We start from the raw sequence: 21090 nt of genomic DNA, 5'->3' as shown, positions 1-21090 counted from the left end.
GGGCTTGCGCGACCTCGGGCGTCCCATGGAGGATCGAAGCGGCCAAAGGGTGGTGTTCCGCCGCTCCTTGGCGGGCCGTGCCCGGCGTGGGCAATGCCAGGCCCTCGCGTTCGTTCGCGGCCCCTCGTATCCCTTCGCATGGGAGGACCCTCCCCGTCTTGACCCGGTCAGCGCCATCGTCGGGTGCTGTTCCGCGCCCGGCGCGCGGCGCGGCCGGTCGGCGTGCGCTCCAAGGGGTTCTGCTGGCCGGCGGGTTGTCCGCGCTCGGGTTCCTCCTCGGAGGACAGGCGCACGCCGCCGACGGGCCGGCGCACCCGATCCGGCTGACCCATCCGGCACCGGTCCGCGCCCTCACCGGGACGCGCACCTCGCATGCGACACCGGCCCCGGCCCCGACCGTCTCCGTGACCCGCACCGCGCCGGACCGTCTCCCGAACCCGGCCCACCGGACCGGGCAGGCCGCGAGCGTCCCCCGGCCCGCGACAGGTGCCGCCCCGCTCTCCCTCACCGACACCGCCCCGCTCTCTCTCACCGGCGTCGGCACCCACGTCGACGCCGACGACGAGCAGTTGACCGGCGCGACAGCGTCGCCGTCCGCCTCGCCCCGTACGCGCACAGGTAGGCAGGCCGACTCGGGTCGGGGCACGCCTCCCGGCAGCACGCACGCGGGCCGCGCCGTCGAGCCGCGGCCGGTGACCGAGGGTGCCGAGCGGGCGGTCCCCCGGGGTGTGGGGTCGGTCCGCGAACCGGCCTGGCCGGTACGGGCGGCCGTCGTGCGACCGGTCACCGAAGCCGTCGGGCGGCCCGCCGGTGCTCTCGCCGCTGTGCTGAATGGCGGACCGTCGACCCCGTCGGGCGCCTTTGCGTCCTTTGCGAGGCTGCCCGTGCTCTCCGCGCTCCCCGTTCTCCAGGACCTCCCGCCGACGCACCTTCCCGCCCTTCCGGCAGTTCCCGGGGCCGCCCTCCCGGCGGTTCCGGAGACTCCCGTACTCCCGACGCTCCCCGCGGTCGTCCCGCAGGATCCGCCGCAGGCCGGGACCCCGCGGGCCGGAGCCCCGCAGGTGGAGCGCGGCGCCCTGGACAGCCGGTCCGGCGGCCGGCCCGGCGTAGTGGCGGACGCCGCCTCCTCGACCGGTCCCGCCGTCGCGGCGACCCGGGAGCCGACGTATCTGCCGGGCCGGCTCGGTGCGCGGAACGGGGACGAGGGGGTTCGCCGTCGCCCGGACGGCGCAGGCGTCGGTCCGGTCTCCGGCCCGAAGGCGCCTCCCGGCGGAGCGAGCGGTGCGACGGGCAGCCAGTCCGCCCTCGACAACACGGCCCCCCGGCACGCGGAGGTCCCCGCCGTCACCCCGGGCCACCGGGCCCCCCAGCGCCTCGCGCGCGGCACCTCCACCGCGACCTCCGCGTCCGGCACCGGCGACCGGTACCGGGACATCCCCGTCTTCCCCGGCTAGCTCCGCACCCCGCAGCCGGGGACGCGCGGCCGGACAGCGTGCGCGGACACCCCGGCCCGCGGTTCCCCGGACGGCTCGTACGACCCGGAGGGCTCGTACAGCCCTTACGGCGTCCGGAGTATCGCGGCCGCGCGACATCCGTCCGGGCGTCGCACGCCTGTCGCACCGCACCGCGCCGCGCCGGCGGAACCGTCGGGCGACAGACCATCCGCTTCCGCGGGGCCATGCGCCGGAGGGCCGGAATCCACCGGATCCCTCGGGCCGTAACCCCGCGGAAGGGCCGGACGGTCCCCATTGGGGTGGGGGCCGTCCGCCCTGGGCCCTTCGGGGCCGTCAGAGGGGCCCCACCAGGCAAACCCCAGCTTGGTGGGGCCCCGTCCGGCCCGATCTGTGACAGGTATCACCGCTCAGGTGTGATCTGCGATTTAGGGACCCGCGTCCTGCGGCGATAACCTGCCGGACGGACATGCCGCGCGCTCGGACACCGTGTGCGCCACCCTTGTGACAGCGGACGTCACGTTGCCCTTCGCGGCACGCCCACGCAGACAACGAACCGCGAGATCACTGATAGGGACGGACGCGCGTGGACCTGTTCGAGTACCAGGCGAGGGACCTCTTCGCCAAGCACGGTGTACCGGTGCTGGCCGGTGAAGTCATCGACACGCCTGAGGCAGCCCGCGAGGCGACCGAGCGTCTTGGCGGCAAGTCCGTCATCAAGGCGCAGGTGAAGGTCGGTGGCCGTGGAAAGGCCGGCGGCGTCAAGCTCGCCGCCACCCCGGACGAGGCCGTCGCCCGCGCGACGGACATCCTCGGCATGGACATCAAGGGCCACACGGTCCACAAGGTGATGATCGCCGAGACCGCGCCCGAGATCGTCGAGGAGTACTACGTCTCGTACCTCCTCGACCGCACCAACCGCACCTTCCTCGCCATGGCGTCCGTTCAGGGCGGCGTGGAGATCGAGGTCGTCGCGGAGGAGAACCCCGAGGCCCTCGCGAAGGTCCCGGTCGACGCCAACGAAGGCGTTTCGATCGAGAAGGCCCGCGAGATCGTCGCCCAGGCGAAGTTCCCGGCCGAGGTGGCCGAGCAGGTCGCCGAGATCATGGTGACGCTGTGGGACACCTTCATCAAGGAGGACGCCCTCCTCGTCGAGGTCAACCCCCTCGCCAAGGTCGCCTCCGGCAAGGTCATCGCGCTCGACGGCAAGGTGTCCCTGGACGAGAACGCGGAGTTCCGCCAGCCGGACCACGCCGCGCTCGAGGACAAGGACTCGGCCAACCCGCTCGAGGCCGCCGCCAAGGCCAAGAACCTCAACTACGTCAAGCTCGACGGTGAGGTCGGCATCATCGGCAACGGCGCGGGTCTCGTCATGAGCACCCTCGACGTCGTCGCGTACGCCGGTGAGAACCACGGCGGCGTGAAGCCGGCCAACTTCCTCGACATCGGCGGCGGCGCCTCCGCCGCTGTCATGGCGAACGGCCTGGAGATCATCCTCGGAGACCCGGACGTCAAGTCCGTCTTCGTCAACGTCTTCGGTGGCATCACCGCCTGTGACGAGGTCGCCAACGGCATCGTCCAGGCGCTCCAGCTGCTCGCCGACAAGGGCGAGGCAGTCACCAAGCCGCTCGTCGTGCGTCTCGACGGCAACAACGCCGAACTGGGTCGCAAGATCCTTTCGGACGCGAACCACCCGCTGGTCCAGCGCGTGGACACCATGGACGGCGCGGCCGACAAGGCCGCCGAGCTCGCGGCTGCGAAGTAAGGGACGAGGGACTAAACAGCCATGGCTATCTTCCTGAACAAGGACAGCAAGGTCATCGTCCAGGGCATGACCGGTGCCACGGGTATGAAGCACACCAAGCTCATGCTCGCGGACGGCTCCAACATCGTCGGTGGTGTGAACCCGCGTAAGGCGGGCACGTCCGTCGACTTCGACGGCACCGAGATCCCGGTCTTCGGCACGGTCGCCGAGGCGATGGAGAAGACGGGCGCCAACGTGTCCGTCCTCTTCGTGCCGCCGGCCTTCGCCAAGGCCGCCGTGGTCGAGGCGATCGACGCGGAGATCCCCCTCGCGGTCGTCATCACCGAGGGCATCGCGGTCCACGACTCCGCCGCCTTCTGGGCGTACGCGAAGGCGAAGGGCAACAAGACCCGCATCATCGGCCCGAACTGCCCCGGTCTCATCACGCCGGGCCAGTCCAACGCCGGCATCATCCCGGGCGACATCACGAAGCCGGGCCGCATCGGCCTGGTCTCGAAGTCCGGCACGCTGACGTACCAGATGATGTACGAGCTCCGTGACATCGGCTTCTCGTCCGCCGTCGGCATCGGTGGCGACCCGGTCATCGGTACGACGCACATCGACGCGCTCGCCGCGTTCGAGGCCGACCCCGACACCGACCTGATCGTCATGATCGGCGAGATCGGTGGCGACGCCGAGGAGCGGGCCGCGGACTTCATCGCGAAGAACGTGACCAAGCCGGTCGTCGGCTACGTCGCGGGCTTCACCGCGCCCGAGGGCAAGACCATGGGCCACGCCGGCGCCATCGTCTCCGGCTCCTCCGGCACGGCCGCCGCGAAGAAGGAGGCCCTCGAGGCCGCCGGTGTCAAGGTCGGCAAGACGCCGACCGAGACGGCCAAGCTGGCCCGCGAGATCCTCGCCGGCTGAGCTGCCGTACTGGCACACACGCCGGTGGGCCCGCACCTCAGGGTGCGGGCCCACCGGCGTTTCCGGTCACCGCGGCTCAGGGGCCCGGACGTCAGCGGACATCGGGGACGATCCGCTCGGGGCCGCTCGACGTCTCGGACCTCAGCTTGGCGCGCAGGACCAGTTCCTCGTCGGACAGGGGGCCGGGCGCGGAGCGGGGCGGCAGACCGTGGATGGTCTCCGGCGGGGACAGCGGCGCCTCGTAGTGGTCCGGGGCGGTGCGCAGTGTCAGCGCCGTCACGGCCATGAGCAGGACGGTGAACGCGATGGCCGCGCGGGTCCACTGCCGGGCGCGGTGCTCGCCGTGATCGCGGACGGTACGGGGCTTCGCCGCGCGCAGCCGTTCCGTGCTCGCGAGTTCGGTGAGCCGCCGGTGCAGGTCCTCCGGGAGCGCCAGTTCGGGCAGCCGGGCCACGACGGCCTCGCGCGCGTGCAGCACCCGGTTGGCGGCAGCGGGCGTGCTCGCCTCCGTCTCCGCCGCGGTCTCCGGCAGCCCGAGACCGACACCGTCGTACAGGAGCAGCGTGCGTCGGTAGACGGGCGGCAGATGGAGCAGGACGTCGAGCAGGGCGCGGTCGGAGGCGCCGGCGGGCGGTGCCTCGGGGTGCCGGTAGCGCGGGCGCAGCCGGTGCCAGGGGGAGAGCGCCCACTCGTACGCCGTCGCCCTTACCCAGCCGGCCGGGTCCCGGTCCACGGCCACCTCGGGCCAGCGGTACCAGGCGAGTTGGAAGGCCCGCTCCACGGACTCGCGGGCCAGCTCGCGCCGTCCGGTCAGCAGATAGGTCTGCCGTACGAGGGCGGGGGCGGCGAACGCGTAGAGCGCGTCGAAGGCCTGAGCGGGCGTCAGTGACGGCTCGCGGACGCCGGAGTCCTCGTCGGCGCCGCCCCACTCACCCTCACGGACCCGCTGCACGTCCGCGTCCCCGTCCATGCCGGCCAGGTCCACGGGTTCGGCGGGCTCCGGGCCCTCGGCCGTCCGGTCCTCGGAGGCGTGTGCCTCCCGGGACGGTGGCGTCGCCGCCCCCACCAGGGCGGGTACGGAGCCTTCCTGACGGCTGTTCACCGCGTCGTCCGAAAGGGTCGTCGCTACGCCGAGCAGCCTCACGTACGCCTCCAGCTTGCGGCCGCGCGGTGTCGTGCGGCCGGTCTCCCACGAGCGCACCGTCGACCGGCTGACACCGATCAGGGCCGCCAGCTCCGCCTGCGTCAACGCCCGGGCCTCCCGCAGGCGGCGGCGCTCCTTCGGCGCGGGCAGCGGGGTGGCGGAGCCCTGTGTCATGTCGGATCCCACAGAGCGCCCTTTCGTACGAAAAAGTACATAACTGCATATTGAGCGACACATCGGGGGTTCGCCTGTTACGACGAGAAAGCGCGTGTCGTTGGGAGCATGACGTGCGTGACTCAAATCACCGACCGCAGGCTCTCGTTGTCGCCCCTGCTCACCCGGATGCGCGACAGATCACCCGGACTGGCCGCCAGCCTCCTGGGTGGCGCCCTCGCCGCGGGGCTCGGACTCGGCTCGTTCGCCGTCCTCGTCATGGTGCTGTGGATCAGCTCGCCCTACCCGGACAGCGGGCCGGACGGAGCGCTCCATGTCGCCGCCGCGCTCTGGCTCCTCGCGCACGGCGTCGAGCTGATCCGCACCGACACCCTGTCCGGTGCGGGGATGCCGGTGGGGGTGACCCCGCTCCTGCTGCTCGCCCTCCCGGCCTGGCTGCTGCACCGGGCCGCGCGCGAGGCGGCCGACGTCACGTCGGAGGCGTCGCCGCGCACGGCCTGGGCCGGCGTCGTGGCCGGCTATCTGTCCGTCGGCTGGGCCGCCGCGATCTACGCCTCGGGCGGCGCGTTGCGCCCCTCCTTGCTGTGGGCCGTGGTCTGCCTCCCCCTCCTCGCCGCGAGCGCCGCGGGGGCGGGGATCTGGACGGCGTACGGGCGTCCCTGGGGGCCGTTGCCGCTGTGGCTGAGGCGGGCCGTGGACGCCGCGCCGTTCACCCGGTCGGGTCCCTCCTCCGGCGTACGGCGTCTCGTCGCCGGGGACGACGACCGGGTGCTCGGCGGAGCAGCACGGGCCGCCGCGGCCGGGGCCGCCGTCCTCGTCGGAGGCGGGGCGCTGCTGGTGGCGGTGTCCCTGGTGTGGCACGGGGAAGCGGCCCGCGGCTCGTTCCTCCAGCTCACCGGCGTGTGGTCCGGACGGTTCGCCGTCCTGCTGCTCTGCCTCGCGCTGGTCCCGAACGCGGCCGTGTGGGGCGCGTCGTACGGGCTCGGGCCGGGCGTCGTCCTGACCGCGGGCCATGTGGCCGGTCCGCTCACCGGGGCGGCCTCGGGGACGCACGGCCCGACCGATCTCCTCCCCGCGTTCCCGCTGCTCGCGGCGGTGCCCGGGGCGGGCTCGGGGGAGCCACTGAACTGGGTGAGCGGTGTGGTGCCGGTGGCCGCCGGGGTGACGGTGGCGTGGTTCGCGGTGAAGGCGGGGGCCGCGCGCGGGACGGGCGGCCGGGACGAGCCCTGGTCACGCGGTCGGACGGTGTCCGTCGTGGCTCTCGCGGCCGGCCTGTGCGGTGTCGTGCTCGGCCTGCTCGCCGGGCTCGCCGGAGGCCCGCTCGGCGTGGCCGCCCTGGCGCACTTCGGGCCGGTGTGGTGGCAGGTGGGACCGGCGGCCGCGCTGTGGACGGCGACCGTCGGGATTCCCGTCGCGGTGGGCGTCCGCGCGTGGAAGGGCCGGGGCGCCCCGACGCCGGAGCGCACGGCCACTCCCCGGAGCACGGCACCCCGCCTCGCCGGACCCCGCTTCGCCCGGATTCCCCGGCTGCGGATGCCCGCGTGGACGCCGTGGCGCGCGAAGGACGCGTCCGCTCCGTCATCTGCGGCCGTCCCGACGCCTGTTCCGTCCCCGTCGCCGCCCGCCCGGACCGGATCCGCGCAGCGTGTGGAGCCGGCGGTGCTGGAGTCCGTCCTCGAGGACCTGGAGCCGTACGACTTCCTGCCCGGCGAGGCGATCCCTGAGGCGTGGCACGCGGACACCTCCCGGGAAGAGCGCTGGGCGGCCCTGCGAAAGGCGGCCGGGACCGAGACTCCGGCCGACGCCGACGTCTCGAATGACGCCGACGCCGACGCCGCCAGGAACGACGCCGCCGACGCCCTCCGGTCCGGCCGCGGCGACGCGCACCGGCCCGCCGGGGACGATCCGCACCGGCCCGCTCCGGACGACGCGCCCCCGTCCACCCGGGACGACGCGCAACCGTCCGGCGGGGGCGACGCGGACCACCTCGACCCGGACGGCCTCAGCCACACGGGGAGCGAGAACACCGGCGGCGCGGACCAGACCGGCTGAGACGCCTGCCGGATCGCCTGACACGCCCGATCGTCTGACCCAGCCGGATTGCCCGACCCGCCCGATTGCCCGACCCGGCTGACGACCCGACCGGCTGAGGGCCGGTCAGGAGAGATGGGGCGGGTGAACGGACAGGGCCGGCTCCCCTCGTCGAGAGGGGAGCCGGCCCGTCGCTTCGGTGCTCCGGGACGACCCGGCGCGCGGAACTAGTCGCTGGTGCCGAGCACGCCGCGCAGCTCCTTGGGGAGCAGGTCGTTGCAGGACTTCTTCGCCGCGTTCGTCAGGGCGTCGTTCGTGCAGGAGTAGTAGTCGCTGTAGACGAGCTGGGCGGTGAACGTCGCGCCGACCATCAGGATGGCCAGCGAGGCGGTGACCAGGCCGCTCACCGCGGCGGTCGTCTGCGGGCGGGCGGTCGAGGCGGCCGGCTGGGGGCGGGCCGGCTGATCGGGCGCCGGAGCGTCCGGGGCCGGGACACGGGCCTTGCCGCGGAGGGCGCTGACACCCCAGTACAGGGCGAGCGCGCCGAGCAGCAGCGCCACGTACGGCCAGCTGAAGAGCGCGAAGAAGAACGCCCACATGCCGGAGAGCAGCGCATAGCGGGCGCGGCGCTGGGAGGGGTCCGTCGGGTCCCAGCGCATGTTCGAGCCGGGGCCGCTCTGGCCCTCGGGGGTGTTCTGGCCCTGCGGTGCTCCGGGCCGGTCGCCGAAGCCGCCGCCGCTGGAGGGACCGGGCTGCCGGTCGCTCCAGTGACTCCACGGGGAGTGTCCGGACCCGTCCTGGCCGCCCTCGTCACCCTCGCCGTTCTGCTCGGAGCCCTGGCCGTGCCGGCGCGGCTGCCAGGGACGGTCGGGCGTCCCCTCGGGCGGCGGCGCGAACGGGTTGTCGGAGTCCGGGGAACCCGACGGCTTCGACGGCTTCGAGAGATCGGCCGGGCCCGACGGGGGAGTGTCCGGGGTGTCGGGGCCGTGCTCGTCCGGGGTGCCGCCCTCGCTTCCCCCTGCCGAGCCGCTGCCGTTCCCGCCCGCGGAGCCGGGGCCGCCGCCTGCGGAGCCGTCCCCTCCCGACCTGGGCGGGGTGGACGAAGGGCGCCGCTCGCGCAGCAGGAGCGGAGGGAGTCGGAGACTGCGGTCCGGCATCAGGTGAGCGTCTTCCCCTTGGTGGTTCTGGCGGGCGGCGTGTGCGCACGGCAGCGGGCTCCGGGCCCCCGGGCGCGCGCCCCGGGCGTTTCCGGTGCGGGTGCAACTGGTGGTACCGGGGCCGGCTGCCCCGTGCGTGGTGGTGCTCGTCCCAGGTCAACGTCCCGTGTGCGCAGGGCGTTCCCCGCGCCGGACGGTGTTCCCGGGTGGATCCTCCCCAGACGCTACCTTCCGGCCCCGCCCCCGTCCCGTGGGGGCCGCCCGGTGTGCCGGTATCGTTGCTGACGGTCGGCCGCTTCGTAGACTTCCCCGTATCCCGGGGCGCGAAGCATTCGTACGACCGTACAAACGCTCCCCCGAGAAAGGGCCCCGTCGTGGCCAAGGCCAAGCGCCTCGTCGTGCTGGTCTCCGGATCAGGCACCAATCTGCAGGCACTGCTCGACGCCGTCGCGGAGGCGGGCCCCGCGGCCTACGGTGCCGAGATCGTGGCCGTCGGAGCCGACCGGGACGGCATCGAGGGGCTCGCCCGCGCCGAGCGCGCCGGGCTCCCGACCTTCGTCCGCAAGGTCAGGGACCACGGCAGCCGGGACGACTGGGACCGCGCGCTCGCCGAGGCGACCGCCGCGTACGAGCCCGACCTCGTCGTCTCCGCCGGGTTCATGAAGATCGTGGGGAAGGAGTTCCTCGCCCGGTTCGGCGGACGGTTCGTCAACACCCACCCGGCACTGCTCCCCAGTTTCCCCGGCGCCCACGGCGTCCGCGACGCGCTCGCGTACGGAGCCCGGGTCACCGGCTGCACCGTCCACTTCGTCGACGACGGCGTCGACACCGGACCGATCATCGCCCAGGGCGTGGTCGAGATCCGCAACGAGGACGACGAGAGCGCTCTGCACGAGCGCATCAAGGAAGTCGAGCGAAGCCTGCTCGTCGATGTCGTGGGGCGGCTCGCCCGCAACGGCTATCGCATTGAGGGACGAAAGGTAGTTATCCAGTGACCGCCGACAGCACAGTCACGGCCGAGAGCACCGAGGGCACCAAGCGGGTCATCCGGCGCGCGCTCGTCAGCGTGTACGACAAGACGGGACTCGAGGAGCTGGCCCGCGGGCTGCACGCCGTCGGCGTCGAGCTCGTCTCCACCGGTTCCACCGCCGCGAAGATCGCCGCGGCCGGTGTGCCCGTCACCAAGGTGGAGGAGCTGACCGGCTTCCCCGAGTGCCTCGACGGCCGCGTCAAGACGCTGCACCCGAAGGTCCACGCCGGCATCCTCGCCGACCTGCGTCTCGACAGCCACCGGGAGCAGCTGGCCGAGCTGGGCGTCGAGCCGTTCGACCTGGTCGTGGTCAACCTGTACCCGTTCCGGGAGACGGTCGAGTCCGGGGCGACCCCCGACGAGTGCGTCGAGCAGATCGACATCGGCGGCCCCTCGATGGTGCGCGCCGCCGCCAAGAACCACCCCTCCGTCGCCGTCGTGACGAGCCCCGACCGGTACGGCGACGTCCTCGCCGCGGTCCAGAGCGGCGGCTTCGACCTGCGGACCCGCAAGCGCCTCGCCGCCGAGGCCTTCCAGCACACGGCCGCGTACGACGTCGCCGTCGCCTCCTGGTTCGCCTCCGACTACGCGCCGGTCGACGAGTCCCGCTTCCCCGACTTCCTCGGCGCCACCTGGGAGCGCGCGCACACGCTGCGCTACGGCGAGAACCCGCACCAGCCCGCCGCGCTCTACACCTCTGGCACCGGTGGCCTCGCCGAGGCGGAGCAACTGCACGGCAAGGAGATGTCGTACAACAACTACACGGACACGGACGCCGCGCGCCGTGCCGCGTACGACCACGAGGACCCCTGCGTCGCGATCATCAAGCACGCCAACCCGTGCGGCATCGCGGTCGCGTCGAACGTCGCCGAGGCGCACCGCAAGGCGCACGCCTGCGACCCGCTGTCCGCGTTCGGCGGTGTGATCGCGGTCAACCGCCCGGTCACCAAGGAGATGGCCGAGCAGGTCGCGGAGATCTTCACCGAGGTCATCGTCGCGCCCGAGTACGAGGACGGCGCGCTCGAAGCCCTCACCAAGAAGAAGAACATCCGCGTGCTGCGGGCCCACAACGCGCCGTCCGCTCCGGTCGAGATCAAGCCCGTCGACGGCGGCGCGCTGCTCCAGGTCACGGACCGGCTCCAGGCCGACGGCGACAACCCGGCGAGCTGGACCCTCGCGACCGGTGACGCGCTGAGTCAGGGTGAGCTGGACGAGCTGGCCTTCGCCTGGCGTGCCTGCCGTGCCGTGAAGTCCAACGCGATCCTGCTCGCCAAGGACGGTGCCTCGGTCGGCGTCGGTATGGGCCAGGTCAACCGCGTCGACTCCGCGAAGCTCGCGGTCGAGCGGGCCGGCGCCGAGCGCGCCCGTGGCGCCTACGCCGCCTCGGACGCGTTCTTCCCGTTCCCCGACGGCTTCGAGATCCTCGCCGACGCGGGCGTCAAGGCCGTGGTCCAGCCCGGCGGTTCGGTCCGCGACGAGCTGGTCGTGGAGGCGGCGAAGAAGGCCGGCGTGACGATGTACTTCACCGGGACGCGGCACTTCTTCCACTGAGCACCGTGCGCTGAGCAATGTGCGCTGGGCGTTGTGTGCTCAGCCGACGACCGAGGCCCCCGGCCCTCCTCAGGGAGGGCCGGGGGCCTCGGTCGTACCATCCGGTCCGTTCTCGACGGCCGTCGTGAGCGTCAGTGCTGGATGACCATCGTGCTCGCGGCCTTGTCGTGCCAGCCCTGCTGGCGGCCCGACTTGTCCCAGAACGGCGACAGGTAGACGACGAGCTGGCCGATGCCGCAGACGATGCCGCCGACGAGCGGGATGATCCAGCGGATGAACGAGGCGCCGAGGCCGGGCTTCTGGCCGGTGTCGGCCTTCACCACGCGTATGCCGACGGCGAGTTTGCCGAGGGTGCCGCCGACCAGACCGGTCATCAGCCACTCGTAGAGCAGCCCCACGACGGCGAGGATGCCGATCACGGCGCCGAACTTGGCGGCGATGTCGGAACCCGCGTTGTCCATGCAGGTCTGGTAGTCCACGGCGTTCGGGTCGCAGTCCCTCGCGGCACCGACGGATCCGGCCACGCCGGCGAAGGCGAGGACCACGTAGATGACGAAGAAGGCTGCTCCGTCGATCGCGCGGGCGCCGAACCGGCGTCCCATCGACGCGACCCGCGGGCCGGGTCCTGCCGGGTAGCCGTAGCCGGGCTGGCCCTGCGGGTAGCCGTAACCGGCCTGGTTCGGGTCGGGGTAGCCGTAACCGGGCTGGCCCTGCTGCGGGTAGCCGTAACCCTGCTGCGGAACGCCGCCCGGTGCCTGCGGGTAGGGGGGCTGGCCCTGCTGCGGGTAGGGCGGCTGTCCCTGCTGCGGATGGCCGTAGCCCGGCGGTGGGTTCTGCGGCTGTCCGTACGGGTTGTCCGGCGCGCCGAAAGACATGGCGAATTTCCTCCGTTGCAAAGGCGGGGACGAAGCGGATTGCGCGGAGGAACGTGACGTTACAAGCGGTTTGCCCCCCAACACTGACCGCGATACTGCGTCGTTCATCGTGATCGGAAGGGCGCATTTTGTCCAGCTCGTGAGATGAGCTGTTGTGCACTCGCAATCTGGTTGATCACGCTCTCGGGCCGCCCGTTCCGCCCCGCCGCGTCCAGGGGGTGCCCCGGATTGGAACCATGGCCCCGTCATCCGGGAAGATGGGGCCATGACCGCCCAGATTCTCGATGGCAAGGCCACCGCAGCCGCGATCAAGTCCGACCTGACCGTCCGCGTGGCGGCCCTGAAGGAGAAGGGCGTCACGCCCGGCCTCGGGACGGTCCTGGTCGGGGACGACCCCGGAAGCCAGAAGTACGTCGCGGGCAAGCACCGCGACTGCGCCCAGGTCGGCATCGCCTCCATCCAGCGCGAACTGCCCGCGACCGCCACCCAGGAGGAGATCGAGGCGGTGGTCCGCGAGCTGAACGAGGACCCCGCCTGCACCGGCTACATCGTCCAGCTGCCGCTCCCCAAGGGCATCGACGAGAACCGCATTCTGGAACTGATGGATCCGGACAAGGACGCGGACGGCCTGCACCCGATGAACCTCGGGCGCCTCGTCCTCAACGAGCCGGCCCCGCTGCCCTGCACCCCGAACGGCGTCCTCACGCTCCTGCGCCGCTACGGCGTGGAGATCAAGGGCGCCGAGGTCGTGGTCGTCGGCCGTGGCGTGACCATCGGGCGTCCGATGCCGCTGCTGCTGACGCGGCGCAGCGAGAACGCCACGGTCACCCAGTGCCACACCGGCACCCGTGACCTCTCCGCGCACCTCAAGCGCGCCGACATCATCGTCGCCGCGGCCGGTTCCGCGCACCTCGTCCGGGCCGAGGACGTGAAGCCGGGCGCCGCCGTCCTCGACGTCGGCGTCTCGCGCAGCGCCGAGGGCAAGATCGTCGGGGACGTCCACCCGGACGTCGCCGAGGTCGCCGCGTGGATCTCCCCGAACCCGGGCGGCGTCGGCCCGATGACCCGCGCCCAGCTGCTCGTCAACGTGGTGGAAGCGGCGGAGCGCAGTGTCGGCTGACGGCGGAACCCACCGGTCCGGCGAGGGCGCGGCCGCCAACGGCGCGCGCACGGCGGACGACGACGAGACCCGTACCGGCGAACGGTCCGCGGTGCGGACCGACGCGCGCGCCGAGGCCGCTGCGGGAGCGGAGAACGGGGCTCGCGCCGAGCGGGCCGCCGACGCCGGGGCGAAGGCCGTTGCTCCGGCCCCGGCTGAGGCAGGGGCGTCCGGCCCGGACGAGGCGGAGAGCGCGGCCGTCGACGGGTCCGACGCGGCCGTGGACGGGTCCGACGCGGCCGTGGACGGGTCCGACGCGGCCGTGGACGGGTCCGACGCGGCCGTGGACGGGTCCGACGCCGACGCCGAGCCCATGGTGCGGGACGCGGTCAGCGCTCCCGACGCCGAGGGCAGGCCGCGGCGGACCACGCGGCGCTTCCCGCTGTTCACCCGGGACACCGCGCGTCCCGAGGGCGGTGGCCGGGCAGCGTCCGGAGACGCCCCGGCTCCCGCGCGTCAGTGGCCGATCCTCACCGTCCTGTCGACGGTCGGACTCGGCCTGTTCCTCACCGCGCTCGACGTGTTCCGGGCCGGCACGATCCTGATCGGCGCCGCGCTCATCGCGGGTGCCGTCATGCGCTGGATCCTGCCGAGCGTGGGCATGCTCGCGGTCCGCTCCCGTTTCACGGACATGGTCACGTACGGCGTCCTCGGCATCGCCATCGTGCTGCTGGCGCTGATGGCCCAGCCGAACCCGGTGCTCGTGATCCCGTTCCTCGACGACACCCTGCACTTCACGGTCCGCTGAACCGCGGCCTCACGCGGGCGCACGTGCCGGTGGCCCGTCCTCTCCCCGGGGAGGACGGGCCACCGGTCTTTTCGGGTGGTCGGTGCGGTGCGGTCGGTCAGCAGACGATGTACGACATCGTCAGCGACGAGAACGACGTGCCGCTCGGCGCCTTCAGCGTGACGGGCGAGGAGTCGCCCTTCGGGCCGGCCCAGTTGCTGTCGACGTGGCCGCCGTTGGTGAGCTTTCCGCGGACGAACGGGCAGCGGCCGTCCGACTTGGTGTCGTGGACCGTTCCCGTGACCTTCGTGTCGTAGTTGCACCACCAGCCGTTGGCGTAGCCCTGGCCGCTGGACATGGACCAGCTCTGGGTGCAGGAGTCCGCCGCAGGCGCCTGCACCGCGGCGGTGGCCGCGGGGGCCAGGGCGAGGCCGCCGCCGAGAAGCGCGGCGGTGGCCAGGGCGACCGCCACGCGGCCCCGGAGGCCCGTGTTCGCGGCGGTGGTCGTGCTGGTCGTGCTGGTCGTGGTCCTTGTGTTCATGGATCCGATTCCCCTCTTCGGATGCGGTCCGGTGGTCGGCCGGTCCGTCGTGTCCCAGAACCTACGGGCCGCCGCCCACGGCCCGCGTCCCGCGCCGGTTGGAACTCCCCGCCCACCAGGGGCGGTAGCGGGCCGCATGCCTGCAACCACCGTGGTACCGCGCTGGGTTGACGCCCATCCCGTGTCGCGGCGTTACGCTGCGCCGATGCGCTTCCGGCCGCCCCGCCCGCTCGCCGTCGACACGCTGACCGCTCTCGCGATGGTGTGTGTGGCCGTACTCCTCGGCCAGGAGTCGGTGGCCCAGGGCTGGCCCGCACTCGACCGCACCGCCTACGTCCTGGTCGTCCTCGCGCATCTCCCGGTCGCGCTGCGCGGCAGGGCGCCGCTCGTCGTGCTCGCCGTCGTGGAGGCCGCGGGCGTCGTGTACATCTCGGCGGGCTACTGGCCGGTGGTGAGCACGTTCGGCCCGATGCTCGCCCTCTACACGGTCGCCTCGGTGCGGCAGGCCCGCACCACGGCCGTGTGCGCGGGCGTCTTCGTGGCCGTCTGGCTCTACGCCGGAGTGGTCAGCGACAGCGACGCCATGGCGTCCGTCGTGGCACAGGCGCTGGTCTTCTCCGCCGTCCTGTGGCGCTTCGGCTACCTGGCCCGGCGCTCCGCCGAACTCGCCCGCGAACTCCGCGCCGAACAGGCCGAACGGTCCCGCCGCGAGGTCGCCGAGGAACGCGGGCGCATGGCACGGGAGTTGCACGACGTCGTCGCCCACCACATGTCGGTGGTCTCCGTGCAGGCGGGACTCGCCCGCTTCGTCTTCGACTCCGACCCGGCCACCGCCCGCGCCGCCCTCCGCACGATCGGGGACGCCAGCGGTGACGCCCTGGAGGAACTGCGCCGCATGCTCCAGGTGTTGCGCGAGGAGGACCCGCGCGACCCGGACGGCGGTCCCGAGGCGCCCATGCCGGGACTCGCCCGGCTCGGCGACCTCGTCGAGCGGGTGCGCGCCGGGGGAGTCCCCGTCGAACTGCGTGTCGAGGGCACCCCGCGTCCGCTCGCCCCGGGCGTCGAACTCTGCGCGTTCCGCGTCGTGCAGGAGGCGCTCACCAACATCCTCAAGCACGCCGACCGGGCGGCCGCCGTCGTCGAACTTCGCTATGGGGAACACGAGATGACGGTCGTGGTCACGGATGACGGAGAGGGGGTGATTCCGGACAGACTCCCGGTCGGCGGTGGACACGGCTTGATTGGTATGCGCGAGCGGGCCAAGCTCTACGGCGGGACGATCAGCATCGGCCCGCGGAGCGAGGGGGGATTCGCCGTGCGGCTGACCCTGCCCGCCACCGCGCGGGCCGCACGGCGGGGGGACGAGACCACGGCATGACGACAGTGCTCGTCGTCGACGACCAGTACCTGATCCGGGCCGGTCTCGTCGGGCTGCTGAACGCCGCGCCCGGTGTGGAGGTCGTCGGGGAGGCCGAGGACGGCGACGAGGCCGTACGGCTCGCCGCCGCGACCCGGCCCGACGTGATCCTCATGGACATCCGGATGCCCGGCACGAACGGCGTCCTGGCCACCGAACGCATCCTCGCCGAGGCCGCCGACCCCGCTCCCCGCATCCTCGTCCTGACCACCTTCGACCTGGACGAGTACGTGTACGGGGCCCTGCGGGCCGGCGCGTCCGGGTTCCTGCTGAAGGACTCGGGGCCCGAGCGGCTGCTGGCCGCGGTGGCCGCGGTCGGCGGTGGCGACGCGCTCTTCGCCCCCAGCGTCACCCGCCGCCTCGTCGAGGCCTTCGCCCGGCAGGCCGGCCCCGCCCCGGGCGCCGGGGCGCCGCCCGACCTCGCCGCGCTGACCTCCCGAGAGGTCGAGGTCCTCAAGCTCATCGCCGGCGGCCTGTCCAACCTGGAGATCGCCGACCGCCTGTACATCAGCGAGGCCACGGTCAAGACCCATCTCAACCGGACGATGACCAAACTCGCCCTGGACAGCCGGGCGCAGGCCGTCGTCGTCGCCTACGAGACGGGACTCGTCACGCCGGGGCGATGAGTGAGGGCCCGGCAGGTAGGGGCGACGGGAGACGGAGTGCGGGGTGCGGACGGCGGGTCCGGGTACGACAGCGGCCCGTCCTCTCCCCCGAGTAAGGACGGGCCACGATCGGGCGGGTGGACCGCCTGGGGTCAACCTTTGTGCACCGGGCGCGGCCCGTTCAACAGTCGGCCTCTGCCTGTGGCACGGAAGTGACCGTTCCGGTACGGTGTCCGCGCCCCGCTACGGGAACCGCCCGACTTCAGCCGTGTGAAAGGCAGTTGGGACGGGTGGGGGAGTGTCCCGCCGGATCGTCCGCCGCGCGGGCGAGCGGGCACCCCGCGGACGCCGACCGCGTCCCGGAGCGGTCGCCCACCCTGCGGCTCCTGACCGCTTCTGTGGCCTCTGAGGTCCCCCATGTGTCCTCGTTGTGTCGATGTGTTGACAAGTTTGGTGATGTGCGCCGAACGGCCTGTTCGTACGGGCTGTCGATGGAACACTGGATCGTGGTCCGGGTGGCGCACGACGGTGCCCGCCCCGGCCTGAATGCACCCGTGCGCCCCTTTTCCGGGAACTGGAAACCGGACCGGGCGCATCCCTGTGGGTAGCCAGAACGGGGACCCGGCGGAGACGGTGTCGTCTCCGCCGGACACGGCGACCGGGAGCCGGGGGAGTCGCACGCGGGGGAAACGTCGTGCACGAAACGGGGGAAGAGGGGGGAAGGAATGCCTCGTTGGAAAGGCTTGCCGGATGAACTCGATCCGCAGGTCAAGGAGTTCGCCGGCCAACTGCGACGGCTCGTCGACCGGAGCGGGCTGAGTATCGCCGCCGTCGCCGACCGCACGGGCTACAGCAAGACGTCCTGGGAGCGTTATCTCAACGGGCGGCTGCTCGCGCCGAAGGGGGCGATCGTCGCGCTGTCCGAGGTGACCGGGGCGAGTCCCGTGCACCTCACGACCATGTGGGAGCTGGCCGAGCGCGCCTGGAGCCGTTCGGAGATGCGGCACGACATGACGATGGAGGCGATCCGGATATCCCAGGCGCGTGCCGCGCTCGGGGAGTTCGGACCGGCGGCCGGTGCCAAGGGGGGCGCCGCGAGCGGCGGTGGCGGCCAGCGGGCCGCGTCCGGCCGGGCCGGCAGCGCGACCGCGACGCCGGGGATCGCCGGGCCGGCGGGGGTCTCGCCCACGATTCCGCCGAGGGCGACACCGGCGACGACGCCCTCGGTGTCGCCGTCCGTGCCGCTCCAGCCGACCGGGCGGGACGGGGGCGAACCGTCGTACGGGGGGACGTCGTCGTCCCGGGCGGGCTCGGGAGCGGGCTCCGGCGGCGGTGGTGGCTGGGGGGTCGTCGGGCCGCCGCGTGGCGGCGCCGCGACAGGTACGTCCGGTGCGCCCGGTGCGAGTGATGCGCGCGGTGCGGGTGGTGCGGCCGGGGGGCCGTCGCCGCAGGACGCGCGGCCCGCCGGTGCGGGGGAGGACCGCGCACGGCGCAGGCGGCGGCTGACGATGTTCCTCGCGGGGGTCGTGGGGGCCCTGGTGGTCGTCGCGGTGGCCGTGTACCTCACCCAGGGCGGGGACAAGGAGGAGGCCGGCGGTACGCGCAAGGCCCCGGCGGTGTCCGCGAGCACCCGGCCCGATCTGCCGCCCGGCGTGAAGTGCGCCGGGGCCTCGTGCACCGGCAAGGACCCGGAGAACATGGGCTGCGGCGGTGAACTGGCCACGACCACCACCAGCGTGACGGTGGGCACGGCGCTGGTGGAGGTGCGCTACAGCAAGACCTGCGGGGCGGCCTGGGCGCGGATCACGCAGGCGGCGCGAGGCGACCGGGTCGACGTGTCGTCCGGGACCGCGGCGAAGCAGACGGGGGCGGTCGACGCGGACCCGGACGCGTACACGCCGATGGTCGCGGTGAAGGACGCCGGGGACGCGCGGGCCTGCGCGACGCTGAAGACCGGACAGAAGGGCTGCACGAAGTAGCCCCTTCCGTACCGGAATGACCGGCCCCTCCGGCGTGTTCGGAGCGCGGCCGGGGCGGCGCCCGAGGGGTGGGAAGGGCAGCGGCGGAGGGGGCGGAAGACGGTCTGTCAGGGGGCGTCGGAGAAATCCCGCGTGAAGGTGAATGAGTTCGCGGGAAGGGGGCAGGCGAAGCCGTACCCCCACGGGATCCGGTGCTGTCGGGAGAGGGAGAACAGCCTCCCCCGACCCCCGGCACCCACATGGCGGTCGCCGAGCTCACCCCCTCTCCCGGGCCCGGCGACCGCCTCCCCCCGGGATCTGTGGGCTGGGCCACACGGACCCGGACGTACGGGGTCCCGGATGCGCGATAGCCTGACGGCGGATCTCTCTTGACGCCGAGAGATCGATCATCGAACTCCTTGATCGATCATTGCGGCGGTTGCCGGGACGATCCTGCACCCGGGGCAGGGACGCCCCACCGCCTGCTGTCATACGGAGAACGCCATGACCCGCACTCCCGTGAACGTCACCGTCACCGGCGCGGCCGGCCAGATCGGTTACGCCCTGCTCTTCCGCATCGCCTCCGGCCAGCTGCTCGGCGCGGACGTGCCGGTCAAGCTGCGCCTCCTGGAGATCACGCCGGCGCTGAAGGCCGCCGAGGGCACCGCCATGGAGCTCGACGACTGCGCCTTCCCGCTCCTCCAGGGCATCGACATCACGGACGACCCGAACGTCGCCTTCGACGGCACGAACGTCGGCCTGCTCGTCGGCGCCCGCCCCCGCACCAAGGGCATGGAGCGCGGCGACCTGCTCTCCGCCAACGGCGGCATCTTCAAGCCGCAGGGCAAGGCGATCAACGACAACGCCGCGGACGACGTCAAGATCCTGGTCGTCGGCAACCCGGCGAACACGAACGCGCTCATCGCGCAGGCCGCCGCCCCGGACGTACCCGCCGAGCGCTTCACGGCGATGACGCGTCTGGACCACAACCGCGCGCTGACCCAGCTCGCGAAGAAGACCGGCAGCACGGTCGCCGACATCCAGCGTCTGACGATCTGGGGCAACCACTCGGCCACCCAGTACCCCGACATCTTCCACGCCACGGTCGGCGGCAAGAACGCGGCCGAGGTCGTCAACGACGAGAAGTGGCTCGCCGAGGACTTCATCCCGACCGTCGCCAAGCGGGGCGCCGCGATCATCGAGGCCCGTGGCGCGTCCTCGGCCGCCTCCGCGGCCAACGCCGCCATCGACCACGTGTACACCTGGGTCAACGGCACGGCGGACGGCGACTGGACCTCCATGGGTATCCCGTCGGACGGTTCGTACGGTGTCCCGGAGGGTCTCATCTCGTCCTTCCCCGTCACCACGAAGGACGGCCGCTACGAGATCGTCCAGGGCCTGGACATCAACGAGTTCTCCCGCGCCCGCATCGACGCCTCCGTCAAGGAGCTCGAGGAGGAGCGCGAGGCGGTCCGCGGCCTCGGCCTGATCTGACCCGCCCGGACCGCCTCCACCGAGGCCGGTCCCCAGCGGTGACCACGACGCCCGGACGGCGAAAGCCGTCCGGGCGTCGCTGTGCCGGGGTACAGGCGCCCTTTGTCGGGCGGCCTACTCCAACCCCCGCTTCCCCGGCGCCCAGAACGGCTTCGTCACCACCGCGCGGCGGTCCCAGCCGGCCTCCTGGACGAGGATCTGCTTCACGCGCTGCACGGTCCGGGCCTCACCCGCCACATACGCGGCGCCGCCCGGCGGAGGGTTCAGCCCGCGTATCGCGTCGGCGAGGGAACCGGTGCCGCGCACCGTCCAGTCGAGGCGTTCCGCGTGCTGGAGCGGAAGCCTGTCCTCGGGGGTCCGCGTCTCCAGGCAGCCCGAGACGGTCGCCGAGCCGGGCAGCGCCGCCAGCATCGCCCCGAACGCGACCGACGCCGTCTCGTCCCCGACGAACACGTGGTGCGTGGCGTCGGGACGCAGCACGAACGACCCCTCCGGCCTGCCGAACCGGACCGTGTCGCCGGTGCGCACGCTCCGTCCCCAGCGCGCCCCGGGCCCCGCGCCCTCGTGGTCCAGCACGCACAACTCGACGGCGCCCACCGGGTCGTAGCGCCAGACCGAGTACGTACGCCGGGTCAACGTGCCCTCCACCAGGACCCGCACCTGCTGTCCCGGACGCGGATCGAGGCCGGCCAGGGCGGGGCCCTCGACGCGCAGGCGCCGCACGCGCGCGGCCACCGGTTCGGCCTCGGTGGCCGTGCCCTGGAGCATCAGCCGGTCCAGGACACGTGTGAGCAGCGCGGGCATCGAATACTCCTCGGGGGAGGGGGTGTTGGGGCGCGTGGAGAGCGCGCTGTCACCGTACGGGCGTCGGCGGGCGTGTTCCCGTGCGGGTTCGGTACGGGACGCGTGCGTGCGGCTCAGCAGGCGTGGGGGAGGGCGAAGGGCTCGGCTGCCGTGCCGGGCACGGGAAGTGCTGTGCGGGCGGGCGGGGCTGGTGGGGCGTACGGAAAGTACGCATCGAACAGACGTGCTTTGTCGCCATAAAGAGGGGTGCGTTGGGCGCGAACGTCACTATCGTCGTCCGTACGGTCCGGCAGGGGACAGG

General features: G+C 73.0%; 17 protein-coding genes. 12 read left to right on the top strand and 5 right to left on the bottom strand.

The features are described from left to right. Positions 1-404 precede the first annotated feature (404 nt). From ABZT74_RS18780 to sucD, 3 genes are all read left to right on the top strand, one after another. Positions 405-1454 (top strand): hypothetical protein, encoded by a 1050-nt coding sequence (locus ABZT74_RS18780; RefSeq protein ID WP_356436231.1) that lies wholly within the window; start codon positions 405-407, stop codon positions 1452-1454. Positions 1455-2037: 583 nt separating this feature from the next. After that, positions 2038-3216 (top strand): ADP-forming succinate--CoA ligase subunit beta, encoded by a 1179-nt coding sequence (gene sucC, locus ABZT74_RS18775; RefSeq protein WP_355876873.1) that lies wholly within the window; start codon positions 2038-2040, stop codon positions 3214-3216. Between the two features lie 21 nt (positions 3217-3237). After that, complete coding sequence (gene sucD / locus ABZT74_RS18770; protein ID WP_355876870.1) at positions 3238-4122, top strand: succinate--CoA ligase subunit alpha; 885 nt, start codon at positions 3238-3240, stop codon at positions 4120-4122. A 91-nt stretch (positions 4123-4213) separates the two neighbouring features. On the opposite strand, the gene ABZT74_RS18765 is transcribed toward sucD, so the two are convergent. Beyond that, positions 4214-5440 (bottom strand): helix-turn-helix domain-containing protein, encoded by a 1227-nt coding sequence (locus ABZT74_RS18765; protein ID WP_356436228.1) that lies wholly within the window; start codon positions 5438-5440, stop codon positions 4214-4216. 117 nt (positions 5441-5557) lie between these two features. Between ABZT74_RS18765 and ABZT74_RS18760 the strand changes: the two genes are divergently transcribed. Continuing rightward, positions 5558-7492, top strand: coding sequence for a DUF6350 family protein (locus tag ABZT74_RS18760; RefSeq protein ID WP_356436225.1), 1935 nt, complete (start codon positions 5558-5560; stop codon positions 7490-7492). Between the two features lie 206 nt (positions 7493-7698). Here the strand turns inward: ABZT74_RS18760 and ABZT74_RS18755 are convergent, their stop codons facing one another. Then, complete coding sequence (locus ABZT74_RS18755) at positions 7699-8628, bottom strand: hypothetical protein (RefSeq protein WP_356436222.1); 930 nt, start codon at positions 8626-8628, stop codon at positions 7699-7701. 374 nt (positions 8629-9002) lie between these two features. Here ABZT74_RS18755 and purN point away from each other — a divergent pair, with 374 nt between their 5' ends. Together purN and purH are read left to right on the top strand one after the other, a co-directional pair. After that, positions 9003-9623: a phosphoribosylglycinamide formyltransferase gene (gene purN, locus ABZT74_RS18750; RefSeq protein ID WP_355876858.1), complete on the top strand. Its 621-nt coding sequence runs from the start codon at positions 9003-9005 to the stop codon at positions 9621-9623. Next, positions 9620-11209 (top strand): bifunctional phosphoribosylaminoimidazolecarboxamide formyltransferase/IMP cyclohydrolase, encoded by a 1590-nt coding sequence (gene purH, locus ABZT74_RS18745; RefSeq protein WP_356171098.1) that lies wholly within the window; start codon positions 9620-9622, stop codon positions 11207-11209. Before purN ends, purH begins: the two co-directional genes overlap by 4 nt. Before the next feature lie 131 nt (positions 11210-11340). On the opposite strand, the gene ABZT74_RS18740 is transcribed toward purH, so the two are convergent. Further along, entirely contained in the window at positions 11341-12084 is a 744-nt protein-coding gene (locus ABZT74_RS18740) for an RDD family protein (protein WP_356171096.1), read from the bottom strand. Positions 12085-12349: 265 nt separating this feature from the next. Here ABZT74_RS18740 and ABZT74_RS18735 point away from each other — a divergent pair, with 265 nt between their 5' ends. Both ABZT74_RS18735 and ABZT74_RS18730 read left to right on the top strand, forming a co-directional pair. Further along, positions 12350-13204 carry a bifunctional methylenetetrahydrofolate dehydrogenase/methenyltetrahydrofolate cyclohydrolase gene (locus ABZT74_RS18735; protein WP_168531814.1) on the top strand — a complete coding sequence of 285 codons (855 nt, stop codon included), beginning with the start codon at positions 12350-12352 and terminating at the stop codon, positions 13202-13204. Between the two features lie 322 nt (positions 13205-13526). Beyond that, entirely contained in the window at positions 13527-13991 is a 465-nt protein-coding gene (locus tag ABZT74_RS18730) for a DUF3017 domain-containing protein (RefSeq protein WP_356171270.1), read from the top strand. A 97-nt stretch (positions 13992-14088) separates the two neighbouring features. Here ABZT74_RS18730 and ABZT74_RS18725 read toward each other — a convergent pair whose 3' ends face one another. Next, positions 14089-14511 carry a hypothetical protein gene (locus ABZT74_RS18725; protein WP_356171093.1) on the bottom strand — a complete coding sequence of 141 codons (423 nt, stop codon included), beginning with the start codon at positions 14509-14511 and terminating at the stop codon, positions 14089-14091. A 205-nt stretch (positions 14512-14716) separates the two neighbouring features. Between ABZT74_RS18725 and ABZT74_RS18720 the strand changes: the two genes are divergently transcribed. The 4 genes from ABZT74_RS18720 to ABZT74_RS18705 all read left to right on the top strand — a co-directional run bounded on the left by ABZT74_RS18720 (position 14717) and on the right by ABZT74_RS18705 (position 19985). Then, a complete protein-coding gene (locus ABZT74_RS18720; RefSeq protein WP_356171091.1) occupies positions 14717-15889 on the top strand; it encodes a sensor histidine kinase in 1173 nt (390 codons plus the stop codon). Further along, positions 15886-16554: a response regulator transcription factor gene (locus tag ABZT74_RS18715; protein ID WP_355876842.1), complete on the top strand. Its 669-nt coding sequence runs from the start codon at positions 15886-15888 to the stop codon at positions 16552-16554. Before ABZT74_RS18720 ends, ABZT74_RS18715 begins: the two co-directional genes overlap by 4 nt. Positions 16555-17258: 704 nt before the next feature. Beyond that, positions 17259-18512 carry a DUF2690 domain-containing protein gene (locus ABZT74_RS18710; protein WP_356436219.1) on the top strand — a complete coding sequence of 418 codons (1254 nt, stop codon included), beginning with the start codon at positions 17259-17261 and terminating at the stop codon, positions 18510-18512. Between the two features lie 483 nt (positions 18513-18995). Further along, the gene (locus tag ABZT74_RS18705; protein ID WP_164369350.1) at positions 18996-19985 is read left to right on the top strand and encodes a malate dehydrogenase; all 990 of its coding nucleotides are present in this window, start codon (positions 18996-18998) and stop codon (positions 19983-19985) included. Between the two features lie 114 nt (positions 19986-20099). On the opposite strand, the gene ABZT74_RS18700 is transcribed toward ABZT74_RS18705, so the two are convergent. After that, positions 20100-20789, bottom strand: coding sequence for a siderophore-interacting protein (locus ABZT74_RS18700; protein ID WP_356436216.1), 690 nt, complete (start codon positions 20787-20789; stop codon positions 20100-20102). Between the last annotated feature and the right edge of the window lie 301 nt (positions 20790-21090).

The organism is Streptomyces sp. NPDC005302 (genome assembly GCF_040607345.1).
GTDB lineage: Bacteria > Actinomycetota > Actinomycetes > Streptomycetales > Streptomycetaceae > Streptomyces.
Note: the sequence above shows the minus strand (reverse complement) of the source record. Positions and strands in the feature narration are given on the sequence as shown.